This is a genomic window from Microbulbifer sp. GL-2 (assembly GCF_007183175.1).
Lineage (GTDB): Bacteria > Pseudomonadota > Gammaproteobacteria > Pseudomonadales > Cellvibrionaceae > Microbulbifer.
Window position 1 is genome coordinate 1,167,661 of the sequence record NZ_AP019807.1, and the last position, 19,918, is coordinate 1,187,578.

16 protein-coding genes and 1 tRNA gene are annotated in these 19,918 nt (G+C 51.8%); 6 read left to right on the plus strand and 11 right to left on the minus strand.

Annotated features, from left to right (window positions below):
- Positions 1–58 precede the first annotated feature (58 nt).
- The 3 genes from nspC (at position 59) to GL2_RS05135 (ending at position 2,984) form a co-directional block, all read left to right on the plus strand.
- Positions 59–1,252: a carboxynorspermidine decarboxylase gene (gene nspC / locus GL2_RS05125; RefSeq protein WP_143729589.1), complete on the plus strand. Its 1,194-nt coding sequence runs from the start codon at positions 59–61 to the stop codon at positions 1,250–1,252.
- 85 nt (positions 1,253–1,337) lie between these two features.
- On the plus strand, positions 1,338–2,207 hold the full coding sequence (speB, locus tag GL2_RS05130; protein WP_143729590.1) for an agmatinase: 870 nt from the start codon (positions 1,338–1,340) through the stop codon (positions 2,205–2,207).
- Between the two features lie 108 nt (positions 2,208–2,315).
- The gene (locus GL2_RS05135) at positions 2,316–2,984 is read left to right on the plus strand and encodes a DUF6515 family protein (RefSeq protein ID WP_143729591.1); all 669 of its coding nucleotides are present in this window, start codon (positions 2,316–2,318) and stop codon (positions 2,982–2,984) included.
- Here GL2_RS05135 and GL2_RS05140 read toward each other — a convergent pair.
- From GL2_RS05140 to rpsF, 6 genes are all read right to left on the minus strand, one after another.
- Positions 2,974–4,065, minus strand: a complete 1,092-nt coding sequence (locus tag GL2_RS05140; RefSeq protein ID WP_143729592.1) for a winged helix-turn-helix domain-containing protein — start codon at positions 4,063–4,065, stop codon at positions 2,974–2,976. The genes GL2_RS05135 and GL2_RS05140 overlap by 11 nt on opposite strands.
- Positions 4,066–4,132: 67 nt before the next feature.
- A complete protein-coding gene (gene dnaB / locus GL2_RS05145; protein WP_143729593.1) occupies positions 4,133–5,575 on the minus strand; it encodes a replicative DNA helicase in 1,443 nt (480 codons plus the stop codon).
- A 108-nt stretch (positions 5,576–5,683) separates the two neighbouring features.
- Positions 5,684–6,130, minus strand: coding sequence for a 50S ribosomal protein L9 (gene rplI, locus GL2_RS05150; protein WP_143729594.1), 447 nt, complete (start codon positions 6,128–6,130; stop codon positions 5,684–5,686).
- A 37-nt stretch (positions 6,131–6,167) separates the two neighbouring features.
- Complete coding sequence (locus tag GL2_RS05155) at positions 6,168–7,010, minus strand: hypothetical protein (protein ID WP_143729595.1); 843 nt, start codon at positions 7,008–7,010, stop codon at positions 6,168–6,170.
- Between the two features lie 43 nt (positions 7,011–7,053).
- Positions 7,054–7,284, minus strand: coding sequence for a 30S ribosomal protein S18 (gene rpsR, locus GL2_RS05160; protein ID WP_067084304.1), 231 nt, complete (start codon positions 7,282–7,284; stop codon positions 7,054–7,056).
- Positions 7,285–7,296: 12 nt separating this feature from the next.
- Entirely contained in the window at positions 7,297–7,740 is a 444-nt protein-coding gene (gene rpsF, locus GL2_RS05165; protein ID WP_143729596.1) for a 30S ribosomal protein S6, read from the minus strand.
- A gap of 545 nt (positions 7,741–8,285) precedes the next feature.
- Between rpsF and GL2_RS05170 the strand changes: the two genes are divergently transcribed.
- A complete protein-coding gene (locus tag GL2_RS05170) occupies positions 8,286–9,113 on the plus strand; it encodes an alpha/beta fold hydrolase (RefSeq protein ID WP_172621065.1) in 828 nt (275 codons plus the stop codon).
- A gap of 222 nt (positions 9,114–9,335) precedes the next feature.
- Positions 9,336–10,142 carry an isocitrate lyase/phosphoenolpyruvate mutase family protein gene (locus tag GL2_RS05175; protein ID WP_143729598.1) on the plus strand — a complete coding sequence of 269 codons (807 nt, stop codon included), beginning with the start codon at positions 9,336–9,338 and terminating at the stop codon, positions 10,140–10,142.
- A gap of 385 nt (positions 10,143–10,527) precedes the next feature.
- Here the strand turns inward: GL2_RS05175 and GL2_RS05180 are convergent, their stop codons facing one another.
- The 5 genes from GL2_RS05180 to rnr form a co-directional block, all read right to left on the minus strand.
- Entirely contained in the window at positions 10,528–11,049 is a 522-nt protein-coding gene (locus GL2_RS05180; RefSeq protein WP_143729599.1) for a hypothetical protein, read from the minus strand.
- Entirely contained in the window at positions 11,010–12,443 is a 1,434-nt protein-coding gene (locus GL2_RS05185; protein ID WP_143729600.1) for a hypothetical protein, read from the minus strand. Before GL2_RS05185 ends, GL2_RS05180 begins: the two co-directional genes overlap by 40 nt.
- 810 nt (positions 12,444–13,253) lie before the next feature.
- Complete coding sequence (locus GL2_RS05190) at positions 13,254–15,158, minus strand: hypothetical protein (RefSeq protein WP_143729601.1); 1,905 nt, start codon at positions 15,156–15,158, stop codon at positions 13,254–13,256.
- Positions 15,159–15,951: 793 nt separating this feature from the next.
- Positions 15,952–16,707: a 23S rRNA (guanosine(2251)-2'-O)-methyltransferase RlmB gene (gene rlmB, locus GL2_RS05195; protein ID WP_143729602.1), complete on the minus strand. Its 756-nt coding sequence runs from the start codon at positions 16,705–16,707 to the stop codon at positions 15,952–15,954.
- 12 nt (positions 16,708–16,719) lie between these two features.
- On the minus strand, positions 16,720–19,461 hold the full coding sequence (gene rnr, locus GL2_RS05200; protein ID WP_143729603.1) for a ribonuclease R: 2,742 nt from the start codon (positions 19,459–19,461) through the stop codon (positions 16,720–16,722).
- Positions 19,462–19,706: 245 nt separating this feature from the next.
- Here rnr and GL2_RS05205 point away from each other — a divergent pair.
- Positions 19,707–19,793, plus strand: a tRNA-Leu gene (locus GL2_RS05205).
- Positions 19,794–19,918: the final 125 nt, after the last annotated feature.

Consider the following 19,918-nt stretch of genomic DNA (forward strand, 5'->3'; position numbering starts at 1 on the left):
ACACTCCTCGGGATGGGCCCCGGCGCCCATCCCGTCGTATCAGGATATAACGCCCCCCATGGACCTCACTCCCCGCGTAGATTATTTCGGCAGCTTCGACCCCTACCGCGTACCCTCGCCCTGTTTTGTCATCGACGAGATCGCCCTGCGCGATAACCTGGCGCTCCTCGCCGATGTTCAAAAACGCAGTGGTGCCAAGGTTCTCGCAGCCCTCAAAGCCTTTTCCATGTTCAGCACCGGATCTATCGTGGCTGAATATCTATCTGGCACCTGCGCCAGTGGCCTGTATGAAGCAAAACTCGGCTTTGAGGAATACGGCGGCCGCGACCAGGACAAGGAAGTCCATGTATTCAGTGCCGGCTATAAAGAGGAGGAATTACGCGAAATACTGCAGTTCGCCCATCATGTGATCTTCAACTCCTTCTCCCAGTGGAAGCGCTACCGGGAGCTGTGCCTGGATATGCAAAAGCAGCGCCCTGAGCTGCGCTTCGGTCTGCGCATTAACCCAGAACACTCCGAGGGCCACACAGATCTCTACGACCCCTGTGCGCCCTGCTCGCGCCTGGGCATTGTGCGCTCTCTGTTTGAAGACGAATCCCTGCAAGGTATCAGCGGCCTGCACTTCCACACCCTGTGCGAACAGGACTTCAAGCCATTGGAGCGCACCATTGCGGCAGTGGAAGAAAAATTTGCCGACCTGATCCCGCAAATGGAGTGGATCAATTTCGGTGGTGGCCACCATATCACCCGCCGCGACTATCAAGTGGATGAGCTGGTGGAGGCGGTGCGAACCTTCGCCGATAAATACCATGTACAGGTCTATCTCGAACCCGGTGAAGCTATTTCCCTGTTCTCTGGAATACTGGTCTCCGAGGTAATTGATACCTGCTGGAACGGCCAGAATCAGGCCATCCTCGATGCCTCGGCTACCTGCCATATGCCGGATGTGCTTGAAATGCCCTACCGCCCGGAGATCACTGGCGCTGCGCGCCCTGGAGAGCTGCCTCATACCTACCGCCTGGGTGGGCAGAGTTGCCTCGCGGGAGACAGCATTGGCGAGTACAGCTTTCACAATCCTCTCAGGGTAGGGGAGCGCCTGGTTTTCGAGGAGATGGCTTACTACACCATGGTGAAAACCAATACATTCAATGGTATTCCCCTGCCTGCCATCGCCCTATGGAACTCGGATACCGACGACCTGAAAATGATCAAAACCTTCGGCTATGAAGATTTCAAGGGACGCCTCTCCTGAAGCGTAATTTGCTCGAGGTCTGATCTGGATATAAAGATACGGCGAGCGCGGCAAGTAAACCCCGTCGCCAGAGGAACAAAACGTAATGTCAGAAAACGACTACCCCATTTTTCTCGGCTCTGAAATCGAGCAACCGCAGCCGCAAGATGCCCTTTTCCACATCATCCCAATCCCCTATGAAGAGACCGTCTCTTACGGCGGTGGCACCGGTAAAGGTCCGGCTTCCATCCTTGAAGCCTCCTGGCAGCTGGAGACTTTCGACAATTTCTCCAACCCCTGTGATCTGGGTATCTTCACCCGCTCGCCGGTATCGGTTTCTGGCCCCGCAGAACAGGTGATGGACAATATCGCCGCGGCCACCAAAGAGGTACTGGCACTGGGCAAGATGCCGGTGGGAATCGGCGGCGAGCACTCGGTGACCTGGGGTATTATCAAAGGGCTGCTTGACGCCGGTGAAACTGACTTTGGTGTGGTGCAGATCGATGCCCACGCCGACTTGCGCGACCGCTACGAAGGTCACAAGCACAGCCATGCCAGCGTGATGCGCCTAGTGGTGGAAGCCGGCGTACCCCTGTTCCAGCTGGGAATCCGGGCCTACTGCGAAGAGGAGGTGCAGGCGCGCAAGGACCACAACGTCGGCTACCTTGATGCCCACCAACTGGTGCCCAACAATGTGCAGGAATTCCGGCTTCCAGAAAATTTCCCCAAGAAAGTCTTCTTTACCCTCGATATCGACGGCATGGACCCCTCCGTCTTCCCCTCCACCGGTACTCCGGTACCCGGCGGTCTGGGTTGGTATCAAACCCTGAACTTATTTGAATCAGTGGCGCGCCAAAGAGAGATCATTGGTTTCGATATTCTGGAATTTGCGCCGATCGAGGGCTTTCACGCCTACGATTTCGCTGCTGCACAGCTGATGTATAAATTGATGGGCATTATCCAGCGCAACCGCTGACCAGAAATCCACGCCAGCGCTTTGACAATTCTTAACCAATTATCCTGTCTTAAGTGCCAGAATAAGGGTTAGTATGTCGATGTGAGTAATCACTTCGATGGAGAGACTGTGAACAAGTTGAATTTAATTCTTGGCGCCAGTGCCTTCATAGCGCTGGCGGCTTTTGCCTTTAGCCCATCCGCTGACGCGCGCGGCTATGATCGCGGGTGGGATCACCGCCACCACCACCGTGGCGGCTACTATCGCGGACCGCGGGTTTCTATCGGGTTTATCGCCCCGGTACTTCCCAGAAGCCATGTTCGCGTTGCAGTAGGAGGGCGCCCCTATTACTACCACGGCGGCCACTTTTACCGCCACGGCCCGCGTGGTTATGTGGTTGTTAACGCACCCCTGGGCGCTTCAGTGGTAACCCTGCCAACCAGCGCAGTGCAAGTACAAATGGGCGGTGTAACTTACTATCAATATGGCAATGCCTACTATCAGTGGGTTCCAGCCAGTCGTACCTATGTGGTGGTAGCGCCACCAGTACCCGTCGCTGTTGTGCCAGCTCCAGTACCTGTTGCAGCAGCACCGGTAGCAGCACCCGCTCCAGCCACAGTTCCAGACACCCCAAACCCTGGTCCCAACGGCTTTCAGCCCGGGCAGGTGGTAGAGACCTTACCCACAGGGTACGCTGCTGAGATCATCAATGGCATCCAGTACTACCGCTACGGCGGCAACTACTTTATGCCCACTCAGCGCGATGGCCGTGAAGTCTATGTAGTGGTCAAGCTGTAAGCGTCGCTTCGCTTTCCAGCCCATGAAAACGGGCGAACTGCCCCAGAGCCCGGTGAAAGCTCGCCTCGAGTGTGACACCGGGTTTTTCATTCCAATGCTGGGCCTCGATCCGCAGCAACCCCGCCTCCCGGTCAGCCTTCAGGTCCACCAGGCCCACAAATCGGTCAGCGTATAAAATCGGCAGGCAGAAATAGCCGTAACGGCGCTTGGCAGCGGGTACGTAGCACTCCAACTGGTAATCGAACCCAAACAGGCGGCGCAGGCGCTTGCGCTGCAATATCAGCGGGTCAAAGGGCGATAAAAGGCGCACTTTGCGCGATGCCCTTGCCGGATTTTGTTCCAGCTGCTCGGTCAATATCAACTCCCTCCCCAGAGGCGACAGTTCACCACTCGCCAGCATGGCTTCTATAGCCCGCTGTATCAAAGGCTTGTCTTCCCGGCGCAAGTAGGCGATTTCCTCAGCGCGACCAACGCCCTGGCAGCCCAGAAAAGTGCGCACCAGATGGCAGCCGTATTCCAGTTCTGAAGCAGCGCTGGTAGGTAACCCTGGCGGCAATATCCGTTCGGGCAAATCAAAGACTTTCTGAAACCCTTCACGGTGGCTGACCATTAGTTCACCTTCGTGAAACAGCTGCTCCAGGGCTTTCTTCTCGTCAGACCACTCCCACCAGCCACTCTTGGTACGCACAAAATCGCTGGCTCGCAGCGCTCCCTCTGCCTGCACCCGATCCAGCACATAGCGGCACAGCTTGGCATTCTTCTCGAACCAGTGGCGCTGACCGGCGCGGATTCGATCCATACGCACCCGCGCATAAGTGTAATGGGCCACGGGTAGGTAGGCGGCAGCGTGGGACCAGTACTCAAAGATCTCGCGACACCGTTCTGCTTCGCTCAGGTGTGACTCGCGGTAACCCGGCAGGCGGTTGTAGAGCTGGTGGTGATGGGCACGGGTAATTCGCTGGATGGCATCCAGTTGCAGAGCACCCAGGTGTTCCAATAATTCGGAGAGCCCTGCGGACCAGGGACTGTGGATAAACTGGCGCTCCAGCACCAAGGCGCGAATCTGTGGCTCTGAAAGCAATGTATGATCTCCATGGGTCCGGTCGACAGCTAGCCTTGGACTGCCGGCACCCACCTACCGGGTCAACTTACTCGCCCTGATAGTACTCTGGTGCCAGGTTGTCGAAGCGAGTGTATTTACCGATAAAGGCCGCACGGCAGGTGCCGATCTCACCATTACGCTGCTTGCCGATAATCAGCTCAGCCAGGCCCTTGTCCGGACTGTCTTCGTTGTAGTATTCGTCGCGGTAAATAAACAAAATTACATCCGCATCCTGCTCAATGGCTCCAGATTCCCGCAAATCTGAGTTCATCGGCCGCTTGTTGGGACGCTGCTCCACCCCCCGGTTGAGCTGTGACAGGGCAATTACCGGGCACTCGTATTCTTTCGCCAGGGCCTTGAGAGAGCGCGAGATCTCTGAGATTTCCTGGGTGCGGCCCTCGGTAGACCCCTTCACCTGCATTAACTGCAGGTAGTCCACCATAATCATGGCGGGCATACTCCTGGCCTCGGCGTCTTCGCGGCTGAGCTTAGGGTTCTCACGCATTAACTTGTTTATGTGATCGCGCACCGTGCGCTTGGTGCGCGCACGCACCTCACTGGGACTGAGCGCAGGGGTATCGTCGATATACAGGGCCTTACCCTTCATCTTCTGCACCGCGCTGGAGAGTTTTGGCCAATCCTCTTCCTGCAGTTTACCGTTCCTGATACGGCCCTGATCGATACGGCCGATGGATGAAAGCATCCGCATCACCAGGCTATCGGAGGGCATCTCCATACTGAACACCATGGTGGGTCGCTCCTGGACCAGCATGGCGCTCTCGATAAAATTCAGTGCTAATGCGGTCTTGCCCATTGAAGGACGGGCGGCGAGGATAACCAACTCACCCGGCTGCCAGCCGGAGGTGCGCTGGTCCAGTTCAGTGAGACCCGTACTCAGGCCGGTAATATCCCCTTCCGTTTTGAACAGCTCGTCGATACGCTCGACGGTCTTCTTCAGCAGGGTATCCACACCAACAAAGCCACCCTCTTTGGCGCGACCCTCGGCGATTTCTGCCACACGGCGCTCGGCCATTTGCAGCAGGTCCGCAGATGCGAGACCGCCGGGGTTGAAACTGGTGCGGCTGATCTCACCTGCAGCGGCAATCAACTGTCGCAGCATGGAGCGCTCACGCACGATCTTGGCGTAGGCGACGATGTTTGCAGCAGAGGGAGTATTTTCGGCCAGTTCTGCCAAATAGGCGGGGCCGCCCACTTCACCAAGCAGGTCGCGGCTGGCGAGGCCTTCGGCAAGGGTAACAATATCCAGGGGTTGCTCGCCATTGCTCAACTCGCCCATCACGGCGAAAATCTTGCGATGGCTGGCCGTAAAGAAGTCCTCTTCACTCAGCTGCTCGGCAACAGCATCGATACGGCCGGGGTCCAACATCAGGCCACCGAGCACAGACTGCTCTGCCTCTACCGAATGCGGTAGCGGCGAACTCTCTTCGCTGTGGATCTCTTCTTCAGGGGTGGCGTATTCGTCAATCATAGGACTTTACTGGATACCAGAAACAAATCAGGCGCTGACCCGGCAGGGTACAGCGCCTGATTGTAGCGCGGCTGGCGCCCGTAGCACCAACCACTCGTCAGCAAAACCTTACTCGGCTTCGATAACGACTTTAACAGAAGCAATCACGTCGGAGTGCAGCTGTACGTCTACGTCGTACTCGCCCACTTCGCGCAGCGCGCCTTCCGGCAGCTTCACTTCAGCTTTAGCTACTTCAACGCCACCAGTGGAGATCGCTTCAGCGATATCACGAGTGCCGATTGAACCAAACAGCTTGCCTTCATCACCAGCGTTAGCAGCGATGGTAACAACCAGGCCGGCCAGTTTGGTAGCACGGCTCTCAGCTTCAGCCAGCTTGGCAGCGGCAGCCGCTTCCAGCTCGGCGCGCTTGGCTTCGAACTCAGCAACGTTGGCTGCGGTAGCCGGAATTGCCTTACCAGTCGGCAGCAGGAAGTTGCGGCCAAAACCGGCTTTAACGTCAACGCGGTCACCCACGTTGCCCAGTTTGCCTACTTTATCGAGCAGAATAACTTCCATCTCGGTTTCCTCAATTTCTGTATTGTGCGGTGCGCGCCTATTTTGCGGAGCGCCCGCGAATATCTATCCAGCTATCTACCAGAGCCAGGCCACACAGGAATCCGGCCAGGGGCAGTCCACCAATCACCAGCATCACATACATCGCTACCAGAGGGCCAATGCCCCAGCCGCGACTGGCGACCAGCCAGTGAATCAGGGCGATGCCAGCAATCACCATCGGAAAAGCGATTACCGCCCCCCAGAAGGCGTAGCCCGGTGTTACCAGGCTGACTACCCACAGCAGCATACTCACCGCTGCCAGCCACAATGGCATGCGCAGCTGGTGAAACTCCTGGCGGAAACCGCCTGGGTTATACAGCAGTGCCTGCCAATAGCGGCCCAATACCAGAGCCAGTGTGGCGCTCATCGCCGATATCAGGCTCAGATACCCAGTGATCTGCAATTCGCCCGAGAATACCTGCTTCAGCTCTTCCAACGGAACAGTGTTGGGCTGTTCCGCGGCTTTCTCGATCGCCTGCATAAATCCCTGCAGAAGACCGCCACTGAAGACGGAAGTGAGCAATATACCCACCGCCGAGGCCGCTGTTACTGTGAACAGGGCGGCAACCCATGAGCGGCTGCTGCGCAGCGCCATAGCACCGCAGAACACTGCGGCAAAATGGCCGGCGGAAATGCCTGTCACCAGAGGTGGTACATGCCCGCTCATGCCCATGACGACAATCGGTAGCAGCGCCCAGGCCAAAACCATCAGGCCCTCGCTGCCACCGCGACGTAAACTCACCAGAGCGAGGATCGCCGGGCTTATCAACGGTATCCCCACCATGGTGAGGATCACCGCCCTGACGCGTCCGCGCATAATAAATTCAGCTACGGCGCGCATAGTTAGATAGCTTCTCTATTAATGAGTCTAAGCAAACTGCGGCTTAGGCTTCGTGGCTGTCCGTGTACGGCAGCAGGGCCAGGTAGCGCGCGCGCTTGACCGCGGTGGCCAGCTGGCGCTGATACTTGGCTTTGGTGCCGGTGATACGGCTCGGTACAATTTTGCCAGTCTCTGAAACGTAGGCTTTCAGGGTATCGAGATCTTTGTAGTCGATACGCTTAACACCTTCCGCGGTGAAACGACAGAACTTACGACGACGGAAAAAACGTGCCATCTGATTATCCCCTTACTCTTCGCTTTCAGCGTTATCGGAAGATTCTTCCGCGGCGTCGGAAGAAGGCTTGTCTTCCTCGGTACGCTCGCGACGCTCAGTGCGCTCTGCACGGGCGGCCTTGCGCTCACGGCTTTCTTTTTCCGCTTTCATGATCGGGCTCTCATCGGTGATCGCCTCGTCTTCACGGATTACCAGATTACGGATAACCGCATCGTTGTAACGGAAGTTGGTGGTCAGCTCTTCCAGAGCTTCTTCGGTGCACTCAACATTCATCAGAATGTAGTGAGCTTTGTGGATCTTGTTGATCGGGTAAGCCAGACGGCGACGGCCCCAGTCTTCCAGGCGGTTAACTTCACCGCCAGTGTCCTTGATGGCAGCGGTGTAACGCTCCACCATGCCAGGTACCTGCTCGCTCTGGTCCGGGTGAACCAGGAATACAATTTCGTAATGACGCATTTTAGCTCCTTACGGGTTAATCAGCCTCCCGGACAGTCCGGTAAGGCAAGGAGTACAACGGGCACGGGAATACCGAGCCCATTGCGGGCGGCGTATTCTAGGCACTTGCGCATTTGGTTGCAAGTTGATCAATTACTCCAAGTTCAATGCCTTCGCCGGCCCGGTTGCAAGTTGATCAATTACTCCAAGTTCAATGCCTTCGCCGGCCCGGTTGCAAGTTGATCAATTACTCCAAGTTCAATGCCTTCGCCGGCCCGGTTGCAAGTTGATCAATTACTCCAACTCCAATGCCTCCGCCGGCCCGGTTGCAAGTTGATCAATTACTCCAACTCCAATGCCTCCGCCGGCCCGGTTGCAAGTTGATCAATTCCCCTACCCCACCCCAATGCATTCGCCAATCCGGTTGCGGGCTGATCAAACTGATTTCCCTGCCACCCGCTATGTTTCTGGGATTTGGCGGATTGGGACACAGCACTGCTCGGTCTGGTCATGGGTTTGGCATGCTGGCTTCGCCTATGATGCCGGACTGTAAAGGGAGAAGTACCATGCCCCAACAAACCCACCAATTAGAATTTGGCGCCTTCCAGGTGCCAGTAACCACAGTGCACAACGGCGAAGGCCCCCTTGTGTTGGTGCTTCCCGCGATGGGCGTACCGGCCAACCGCTACCGCCTGCTTCTGGAAGAGCTGCAAAAACTCGGCTACAGCACCGCCATCAGCGAATTACCCGGTACCGGAAAGAGCCTGCCTCGGCCCCACCGAAATGCCGACTACGGTTACAACGATCTGGTGTTTTCGTTTATCCCACAGCTAATCCAACTGCTGGAACAGCAATTCCCCCAGGGACCTGCATTGATTCTCGGCCATAGTATCGGTGGCCAAACCAGTACCCTGGCAGCCCGCGCCGGCCTCACCGGTAACGCCAAGGTTGTCAGCATCGCCTCCGGCCATGTCGACCACCGCAGCTGGAGCGGCCTGCACAGATACGCCATCCTGCTCTTTGCCTCGATTGTCAGTGTGACTTCAAGCCTGCTGGGTTATTTCCCCGGCGCCCGTATGGGATTCGGCTGGCGCGAAGCGCGCAAGTTGATGAAAGATTGGTCCCGATCCATCTTTAATGGCCGCTTTGCGCCGGAAGATCGCTTTGGGCAAATGGAAAAAACAAACCAGCCCACCCTCCATATTGCGCTGGACGGCGACCCTTTCGCCCCAGTTCAGGCCGCCCGTAAATTAGCGGCGATCGTCGGCGGCGAAACCCGGGAGATGAAACCCACTTATCCCAAGGGCAACCCTCACCTCAGCTGGATCAAGAATCCTGCCCCCGTAGTTGAAGCGGTACAGCAGTGGCTACATAAAGATCCCGCTCTCAATTGATTTTTCTTTTTCTGTCTTTCCTGCATGGCTAAGAAAGTAATTCACAGCTTTCTTAGCCATGTATTAATAGAACCTGTCCGCTCCACCTCTCTACCACATCGCAGCTAACAATCTTAATTGTCTTTCCGGTTTTCACGGTTCAGTTCCGATTGTGGCCAGTGAACCAATCTCTCGAGCGGTAAATTCACCACTCAAACGACATCGCTCAAGTAGGTTATCCCGATGAACAACAGCCCATTCAATACCTTCACCAAGTTGCACCAAACTGACTCCCCATTGATCCTGCCAAATGCCTGGGATGCTGCCAGCGCTTTAATCTGCCAAAACACAGGCGCCCAAGCGGTAGGTACCAGCAGTGCCGCCGTCGCCTGGTCGCTGGGTTATGCCGATGGCGGTGCCCTGCCGGTTGAGGAACACCTAAACGCTATCGCACGGATTGCCCGGGTGACCTCTTTACCTCTGAGCGTGGATATTGAAGATGGGTATTCCCAAAACCCCGAACAGGTAGCTGAGCTGGCTTGTAAAATGGTCGCCCTGGGCGTTGCAGGTATCAATATTGAAGATGGTAACGATACCCCCGAATCTCTCGGCGAAAAAATCAGCGCTATTCGCCAGGCACTTAACGGCCGCCCGCTTTTTATTAATGCGCGTACCGATGTTTATCTCAATGCACTCGGCAGCGGTGATAAAGCGATAAATATGTGTTTAGAGAGACTGGAGTTTTATAAGAATGCCGGTGCTAACAGCGGCTTTATACCGGGGCTCACTGCTATGGAGGAGGCAAGGAGTCTGGCAACGGTTATCGACCTGCCAATAAATATTATGCTGCTTCCGGATATGGCCCCTCTATCGGAATTTTCTGCCGCAGGTATAAAACGTTTTAGTACCGGGCCAGCTTTATTCCAATCTGTCTATGGCCATTTAAGCGAATCATTAAAACAGCTGGCAGCGGTTAAAAGTGACGCTAATTTGTTTAGCAAGGCGTTGGACTACGGCACACTGAACTCTGCCTTTATTAAAGAGGCGTAGAGAGAGGCAATATAGCCGGGGCATATCGATGCCCGCCTTGTTGCCATCTACGAAAGTTCCGCAGGCAAACCTTTTGAGTGACTCTTATAAAAAAAAACAAGGAAAAACCACTATTACTTAAATAGCTAATACTGGAATATCCAATAAAGAAACATAAAACAATTACTTGGGCGTTAAATTGTAAAGTAATAGTGCTGGAGTGCACTTAATACAAAAGGTGAGTATTGGAAAATCCCCGTATTTATTAAGATAAGAGCCTACAATCAAGACTTACTTTGATTGTAGGCTCAAGATTTACCTACGCTGCAGTATCCACCAGGTCAACAAGTGATATTTCTATCAGCGATAAATAAATAGTCTCAGTTCTTGGCTACTTACTTACCACTTAATAAAAGTCGATATCACTGCTATCACCGCCATTAAGCTCATCGCCCCAGGTTACGACAGACTTATCGTCTTTTAGCGCCACAAAGGCTCCATCACCACGGTGGGGCCAGAAACTAGTATAATCTTCTATCAGTGCAAAAACTGTTAATACACCACTCTCCAGTTGGTCACTAACGCTACTGCTATCAGTGCTGTCCCCTCCCCAAGTAATTAAAGACCCACTCGTGGTTAATGCTGTAAAGCCCTCATTAAGGGAGTAGATCGCTTCTACATTGCCAGTTAACTCAGAATTGACCTCGCTACTATCGCCGCCAAATTCACTATTTCCCCAAGTGACAACAGAGCCATCAGATTTAATAGCGGCAAAAGCACGGCAAGCTGCAATAATTGTATCTACACCGCCCGCGAGCAGACCACTCACAGCGCTACTATCACCACCGTAATTTGCATCACCCCAGGTAACAACCGAACCATCAGATTTCAGGGCTGCAAAAGCTCCACAATTTCCAAAGACCTCCAAAACACCGCTGGAGATTTCCGCACTAACCGCACTGCTATCCCCCCCTCGGTGCTACTTCCCCAAGTCACAACAGACTCATCTGACTTAAGTGCGGCAAAAGCAACTCGTGCTGAAAAAACAGTCTCCACATCACTGGAAATTTCCGTACTCACCGCGCTACTATCCCCACCACCCCAAGTCACAACCGAACTATCGGACTTTAGTGCTGCAAAAGCGCCGCTTATTGAAAAAACAGTTACCACATCACTGGATATTTCTGCACTTACAGCACTGCTATCACCACCGCTATTGGCATCTCCCCACGTTACAAGAGAGCCATCAGATTTAAGCGCAGTAAAGGCTCTTTTAGATCCATAAACTTCCTCAACTTCACTGGCTAACTGAGCACTAACGCCACTGCTATCGCCACCGTAAGAACTATTCCCCCAAGTCACAACAGATCCATCAGACTTCAATGCAGCAAATGCCTTTGCGCCTGGATAAACCTTAACGACATTATTCGCCAAGTCTGCACTCACGGAGCTACTGTCTCCACCATAAGAAGACCCTCCCCAAACAATAACAGAACCATCGGCCTTTAATGCCGCAAAAGCACCTTCTGTAGTAAAAATCTCTACTACATCGCCAGTTAAACTGGCACTCACGTCACTAAAATAAACACCAGCACCAAAAAAATCATCAGGCCATGAAACCACCGAGCCATTATTTTTTAAAGCTGCATAACCGAATGCTGTGGAAACAATCTCACGTACATAGACAAGGTGCTCAATCTCCAGGTCCGCAGTCTCACCTTCAAAGGAAGCGCTCAGAGTCGCTGAGCCACTCTGCAGGACGGTGATAAGGCCAAGCTCTACCGTTGCCAAACTGGTATCACTGATCGACCACTCCGCCTCTTCGGTAACATCCACTGAGGTATCATCATCATAGTTAGCCGTGAGGTAGTATTGATCAAAATTAGAGGTATCCCTATCCAGCTGCAGGCTCTGCAGCATAGGGGCCAACTCAACATCAACCTCCGCATCCATCCCTTCATAAGAGGCGGTCAAAGTGAGTGAACCACTATGTAGTGGGGTGAGCAGTCCAGCCTCAACCGTTGCCAGGCTAGTGTCACTCACAGACCAATCCGCATCCCCAGTAACATCCGCAGAAGAGTCGTCACTGTAATAGGCTGTTAAAAGATATTGGTACTCATTCGTACTATCTTGTTCCAGTCCTACACTTTCCAGCGTAATAGGAGTAGGAACAGGATCTGGCGTGTCGCTATCGTTGTTACTACTGCCGCCTCCTCCACCACAGGCACTGAGCAGGCCAATAGTGAGCATAAATAGCCCGAAACGTAAAATGTGCAAAATGTGCAAATGCCAAGATTGATATTGGCCTGTTAATCCATTCATATAAACCCCCTCCAATAAAGCCAACATGATAAAAAGCCAAGTGCCATATAGCAATCCAAACGTCACTTACGATTTAAATATTTAAGAACAACCTGTAGATATCGGCATCAGGAAAGCTAAAACTCCTACCCCCTTATTAAAAATAACCACACAAACCACCAATTAAGTATATTTGTACCAATTAATAATTTTATTTGCTTAAATCCAATCACATCCCAATTCAGATCACTGTTAAGCGGATCTTCTTTGACCACACTTAATGGCTATTATTTTACAGACTTTATTTTCAGTTAAGAGTGGTGCAATTATTTGCAGTTATGGCTCAAGAATCAGATTAATTTTTCACTCAAACACACTCTCACAACCTAAAGATACTCCCTGTTACTTGAGGAACTTCTGGAGATAAATCAAATTAGTTTATTAGAGAGAAAGGCTTCCCCACAGATCTCACAGGAATTATGTTTTCCTTATAACTGTTCATCAGGGAGCATTGAAAAAAATCTTTGGGAGTAGAAAAAATCTTTTAGGCAGGATTATTTGATTACTTAATTTTTGACACTGTGAGTACAAACTTTGTGGAAAGCAACCTCACAACCAACAGTGACGCTAGCCCATAGACTGAAAAATGAAAGACCAAAGCAAAGATGATTTTCAGTCAAAATAGGACTAAAAAATAAGAGAACCGACAATCAATATCTGTTTTGATTGTCGGCTCATGGCTTACCCATCTTGTAATATCACCAGGTCAACCAGTGGTAATACCATCAAAATTTAGTAAATAGCTTACATTTCCAGCAATATAATTTCTACCTAATAGAAATCTATATCACTGCTATCTGCGCCAAGTGAGCTTTCCCCCCAAGTCACTACAGACTTATCGTTTTTTAGCGCCGCTAAGGCATTATGATTTGGGGTTATCGTTAACACATCACTCGCCAGTTGATCACTAACACTACTGCTTTTTATGTCAAAGTCATTGTTCTCGTAACCCCAGGTTACTACTGACCCGTCAGCCTTTATTGCAGCAAAATATAATCCTTTCGAAACGATCGACTCTACATTTTCACTCAACTCAGAACTGACTTCGCTACTATCGCCACCGAAGCTAATATGCCCCCAAGTGACAACAGAGCCATCTGATTTTAATGCGGCAAAAGCAGCGGAGCCCGCATAGATGGTATCGACATCGCCCGTAAGCTGGTCACTCACATCGCTAGTATCACCACCATAATAGACATCGCCCCAAGTAACGACCGAACCATCAGATTTCAAGGCCGCTAAAGCCCCACTACTCCCAAAGATCTCTACAACATCGCTGGAGATTTCCGTGCTAACTGCACTGCTATCGCCGCCCCATTCATCCCATCCCCAAGTCACTACAGAGCCATCTGATTTAAGTGCAGCAAAAACATTATTTGATGGAAATATAGTCACCACATCACTGGAAATTTCCTCGCTCACCGCACTACTATCACCGCCAGAAATCTTGTGTCCCCATGTCACAACAGAGCCATCTGACTTTAGTGCGGAAAAAGCACCACCCCTTGTTGAAAAAATTGTGGCTACATCACTGGTTAAGCTAGCGCTTACCTCACTAAAACTAATATCTGATGAACGGTACTCATCAGGCCAGGATACAACCGAGCCATCTGTTTTTCGCGCAGCAAAATCATAGCCAGTTGTATAAACCTCCTCTACTTCACTGGCTAACTGAGCACTAACCGTACTGCTATCGCCGCCCCCGCGACTGTCCCCCCAAGTGACAATAGAACCATCGGATTTCAACGCTGCAAACGCAACGCTCCCTGGAATGATATTAACGACATTATCCGCCAGGCTTGCACTCACTAAACTACTATCACCACCCTTATCATATACTCCCCAGGTAATAACAGAACCATCAGACTTTAACGCTGCAAAAGCATTATCCGCAGGGAAAATTTCTACCACACCACTGGTTAAGCTGGCACTTACCGCACTAAAACTAATATCTGATGGACCGTACTCATCAGGCCAGGATACAACCGAGCCATCATTTTTTAATGCAGCAAATGCCTGTAGAGAGGAAAAAACTTCACGCACATAGACAAGGTGCTCAATCTCCATATCCGCGGTTTCACCATCAAAGGAAGCGGTCAGAGTAGCCGAGCCACTCTCCAGCGCAGTGATAAGACCGGCCTCTACGGTTGCCAAACTGGTATCACTGATCGACCACTCCGCCTCTTCGGTAACATCCACTGAGGTATCATCGTCATAGTGGGCAGTGAGATAGTATTGATCAAAATTAGAGGCATCCCTATCCAGCTGCAGGCTCTGCAGCATAGGGGCCAACTCAACATCAACCTCCGCATCCATCCCTTCATAAGAGGCGGTCAAAGTGAGTGAACCACTATGTAGTGGGGTGAGCAGTCCAGCCTCAACCGTTGCCAGGCTAGTGTCACTCACAGACCAATCCGCATCCCCAGTAACATCCGCAGAAGAGTCGTCACTGTAATAGGCCGTTAAAAGATATTGGTACTCATTCGTACTATCTTGTTCCAGTCCTACACTTTCCAGCGTAATAGGAGTAGGAACAGGATCTGTCGTGTCGCTATCGTTGTTACTACTACTGCCTCCTCCACCACAGGCACTGAGCAGGCCAATAGTGAGCGTGAATAACCCGAAACGTAAAATGTGCAAATACCAAGATTGATATTGGCCTGTAACTCCATTCATATAAACCCCCTCCAATAAAGCCAACATGATAAAAAGCCAAGTGCCATATAGCAATTCAAATGTCTTTCAAATTACAAATATTTCAGCCAACTATAAACCTCATTAAAACTCGAAACTTCAAAGAGTAAAGACAACCTTATTATTTAAATAAAAACGAACAAAATATTTAGATACACCAGTACCAACTAAAAGGAGCCAGATCCAAAACCCGTCAAAAGCTCCACCTATCTTCGTGATCGGCAGACAACCCTTGAATCCACTGTTGAATTTATAGTTCCATTAGGGGATTTCGTTATTAGCAATTGCAACACATTCAATTACTTATATTTAAATTTTAAATCCATTTCATCTAAAGAATCACAAAAGGACTATTACTTTATAAAAATAATGAAACTTAAATAATTATTGGCGACGATAGATTAAAGAGATTTTAGACCTGTTTATTCAGGGAAAAATATTGCGCTTTAACGGCAACAGGTTAACACAACTGGTCTCCTTATTACGTTAATGAAGTCGAAATATAGACTATCAAGGATATCAAGAATGCTAGGCTTCAAGCTAAAATCAACTTAGTGATGCAGATAAAAATGTAGCGGAAGTTATTTTTACACTAACGTCGCAGGAACTTTGCTTTTTGCCATTTAATTTAGTGATAGGGAGAGTAAAGGGAGCCTATCGATAGCCAGTCATAGGTTACCTGGGAATAACTTTTTCGGCTTCAAGGGTGACATAATCATCGACCTGTACGGCCAGAGATAGATGCTCTCTGGCACGCACAGATCAGACAGGCCACTTAGGCGTTACGCTGACGCACAGCCTCAAACAGGCAAACACCCGTGGCAACAGAAACATTTAAGCTGCTTACCTCTCCCGCCATAGGAATTTTGATCAGGTAATCGCAATGTTCCCGGGTCAAGCGCCGCAAGCCGCTGCCCTCGGCACCCATAACCAGTGCCAGGGGGCCGGTTAATTGGCTTTGGTATACATCCTGTGTTGCCTCACCGGCTGCGCCATATATCCACACCCCTGCTTGCTGCAGCTGCTGCAACGCCCGGGCCAGGTTAGTCACAGTAACAAAGGGTAATACTTCGGCAGCGCCACAGGCCACTTTACGGGCTGTTGGTGTCAGCCCGGCAGATTTATCTTTCGGTGCAATCACCGCATGTACTCCTGCGGCCTCTGCCGAGCGTAGGCAGGCACCCAAATTGTGGGGGTCTGTCACACCATCCAGCACCAATAAGAAAGGCACTTCTCCACGCTGATCCAATTGTTTCAGCAGGTCGAACAGGAACTTTTCATCGTGGACTTTAGTTTTACCAACGCAGACGGCAACAACACCCTGATGGTTGGCTTCCTCTTCAACTTTTTCATCCAGTGTACGGCGATCGACAAAGCGCAGAGCGATATCATTTTTCTCAGCCTGTTGGATAATTTTTTGCAGGCGCTGATCCTTGCGGCCACGCAGTAACAGAAGCTCCGACACATTCTGTGGAGAACCTTTTAGAAGGGCCTGCACCGCATGCAGGCCGTAGACCAATTCCTGGCTCAATTTAACCCTCAATCACTTTTTCTTTTTACTTTTAGAAGAAACTTTCTTCTTTTTTACTTTACCGGAACGAGTCTGGGACTTTTCCGCTTTTTGTGCGGCCTTACGCGCGGCTACTGCCGGGCGCTTACCACCTTTACGCGTCGGTGTACGCTTACTGCCGCGGCGCTTTATTGGAGTATCGGCTTTCTGCTGATCCGCTGTTCCGCTTTCCGGTTTTTCATCAATGGAGGGCGACTTGCTCTCCATGGACTTCTCCACAGGAACAGCATCTTTGGAACCGACTTTGCGTTTACGAAATGGTGTCGCCTCCACTGAGGTTTCCGCATGCTTGGCCCATGGGCTTATGCCAACCTCACGCTCAGCACTTTTCTTTTGCTTACCCCGGCGCTCTCGCTCCTGCTGGTGCTCCACAGCCATTTCCATAGCGCGAGCGCTGACCTTGGTCGTATGGTCTTTGTCTACGCTCACTTTATTTTTTTGCTTACTCCGGGGCACCAGTCCCTCAAGGGTAAAATCGACCTTGCGCTCCTCCAGGTCAACCCTTGCCACCTGAACGGTAACCGAATCGCCAAGGTGATATCTCTTACCGCTGCGCTCGCCAATCAGTCTCTGGTGTGCCTGCTCAAAACGGTAATAGTCCTTCGGCAGCGCAGTAACATGGATCAACCCCTCCACGTAAAGATTATCCAGCTCGACAAACAAGCCGAAGCCGGTCACTGCACTGATCACCCCTGGGTAAACCTCGCCCACATGATCCTGCAGGTACTCACATTTGAGCCAGCTGACTACATCGCGAGTTGCATCATCAGCACGACGCTCAGTCAATGAGCACTGCTCACCGAGCTGCACCATCGCCGGCATATCGTAAGGAAGTATCTGCTCTCGATTGATGGGCTTGGCACCGGGTACTGTATGAACCTTTTTCGCCACCGTCTGCTCATTTGCGCTGCCATTGCGAATCAACCAACGCAGGGCCCGATGTAACAGCAGATCAGGGTAGCGGCGGATAGGCGAAGTAAAGTGGGCATAGGCACGATAATCCAACCCAAAGTGACCACGGTTCTCCGGCTGGTACACCGCCTGATTCATGGAGCGCAGCAACATTACCTGGATAATGTGGGCATCTGCACGCCCCTCGACCTGCTGTAGAAGCGCCTGGAAATCCCCGGGTTGGGGCTCCGCACCACCGGGCAAGCGCAAGCCCAGCTCGCCCAGATACTCACGCAGATTACTGAGCTTTTCCTCTTTGGGCGCATCGTGTACGCGATAAAGTGAAGGTAAACCTGACAGCTCCATCAGGTTTGCAGCACAGACATTTGCCGCCAGCATGCACTCTTCTATGAGTTTGTGGGCATCGTTGCGCACAACAGGGACTATTCGCTCAATCTTACGATTACTGTCGAAAAGGATACGGGTCTCGGTTGTTTCGAAGTCGATGGCCCCACGGCGGTCGCGGGCCCCGCGTAAAGCCAGGTATAGATCGTGTAAATTATCCAAGTGTGGGGTCAGTGCCGAAAACTGCTTGCGCAAGCCGCTATCCCGGTTATCACGCTCTTCCAGTATTTGCCCTACCTGGGTATAAGTAAGACGGGCATGGCTGCGCATCGCTCCTTCGAAGAAACGATAATCGAGGATTTCACCTGCGCCGCCAATGTGCATCTCACATACCATGCACAACCGATCCACCATCGGATTGAGAGAACAGAGCCCATTGGACAATTTTTCCGGCAGCATGGGCACAACAAAATCGGGGAAATAAACCGAGTTGCCGCGACTGTGGGCCTCCTCATCCAAAATAGAGCCGGGGCGCACATAATGGGAGACATCGGCAATCGCCACCAGCAGTTTCCAACTGTTATCCGCTAACAGCTCGCAGTAGACGGCATCGTCAAAGTCCCGCGCATCTTCTCCATCAATGGTTACCAGGGGCAGTTGACGAAGATCCACCCGAGCTTTTTTGTCCTCCTCTGCTACCTCATCGGCAATCGCATCCACCTCTGCCTGCAGTGCGCTCGGCCAAGTGTGCGGTATACCGTAGTTCCGTATTGCGACATCAATTTCCATGCCCGGCGCCAAATGGTCACCGAGTACCTCGATCACTTCTCCCTGTGGCACACGGTCTCGCCCCGGCTGGGTGACAATTTTTACCACCACATACTGGCCGTGCTCTGTGCCCTCGGCATCCTCTGCTGCCACCATAATATCGAGGTTGATACGGGGGTTGTCGGGTCGCACGAAGCAAATACCGTTCTCCCGATAAAAGCGCCCAGCCAGTTGTTCGGTATTCTGTTTGATAACCCGAACCACTGCGCCTTCACGCTTGCCGCGAAAACCGCCAGGGGTCTCGCGTACCAATACCTCATCACCATCAAACACTTTGCGCATCTGTCGGTGGGATAAAAACAGGTCGGTACCACCATCTCCGGGAATAACAAAGCCAAAACCATCGCGATGGCCAATGACTCGACCGCGCACCAGGCTCATTTTATCCAGCACACCGAAGTCACCGGAGCGGTTGCTGGCAATCTGCCCGTCGCGGGACATGGCTATCAAGCGCCGACGCACCCCTTCGCGCCGGTCATCATCCTGCAGTTCCAAAAGATCCGCGACCGACTCCCAGGGCACAGGGCCGGCCTGCTGTTCTAACAATTGCAGTAGGAATTCACGACTGGGAACAGGCTTTTCATATTTCTCCGCCTCTCGCTGGGCATTGGGATCAGCGTCGAGGGGCTCTGAAGTATTTTTTTGTGTCAAAACAGCATCCGTTGTTGAGGTAGCCGCCAAATATAAGGCAGCATCCGGAGATTATCCGGTCAAAGGCAGGCGGCGGAGACAGAGAGTGATTGATCAAGATTTCGCCGCTATTGCACGCATTATAAGCGACTTCGGCGAATTTCCCCTAGCACCAGAAGATATGTTGAAAAAGGCGCTATATAGCCGTTGACACCCCTGCAACAGATCTCTATAGTTCGCGTCCTCAACGGAGCACACGTTGATTTGCCCAGGTGGCGGAATTGGTAGACGCGCTAGCTTCAGGTGCTAGTGACCTAACGGTCGTGGAGGTTCAAGTCCTCTCCTGGGCACCAATTCTAAAAAGGCTGACTCGTAAGAGTTGGCCTTTTTTCGTTGTGGAGAATTAAAATTTTCCCAGCAACTCTGTCTGAACTTCTCTGCACCAGCCCAGGGATTTTTAGCTCAGAGGCCTCTGACT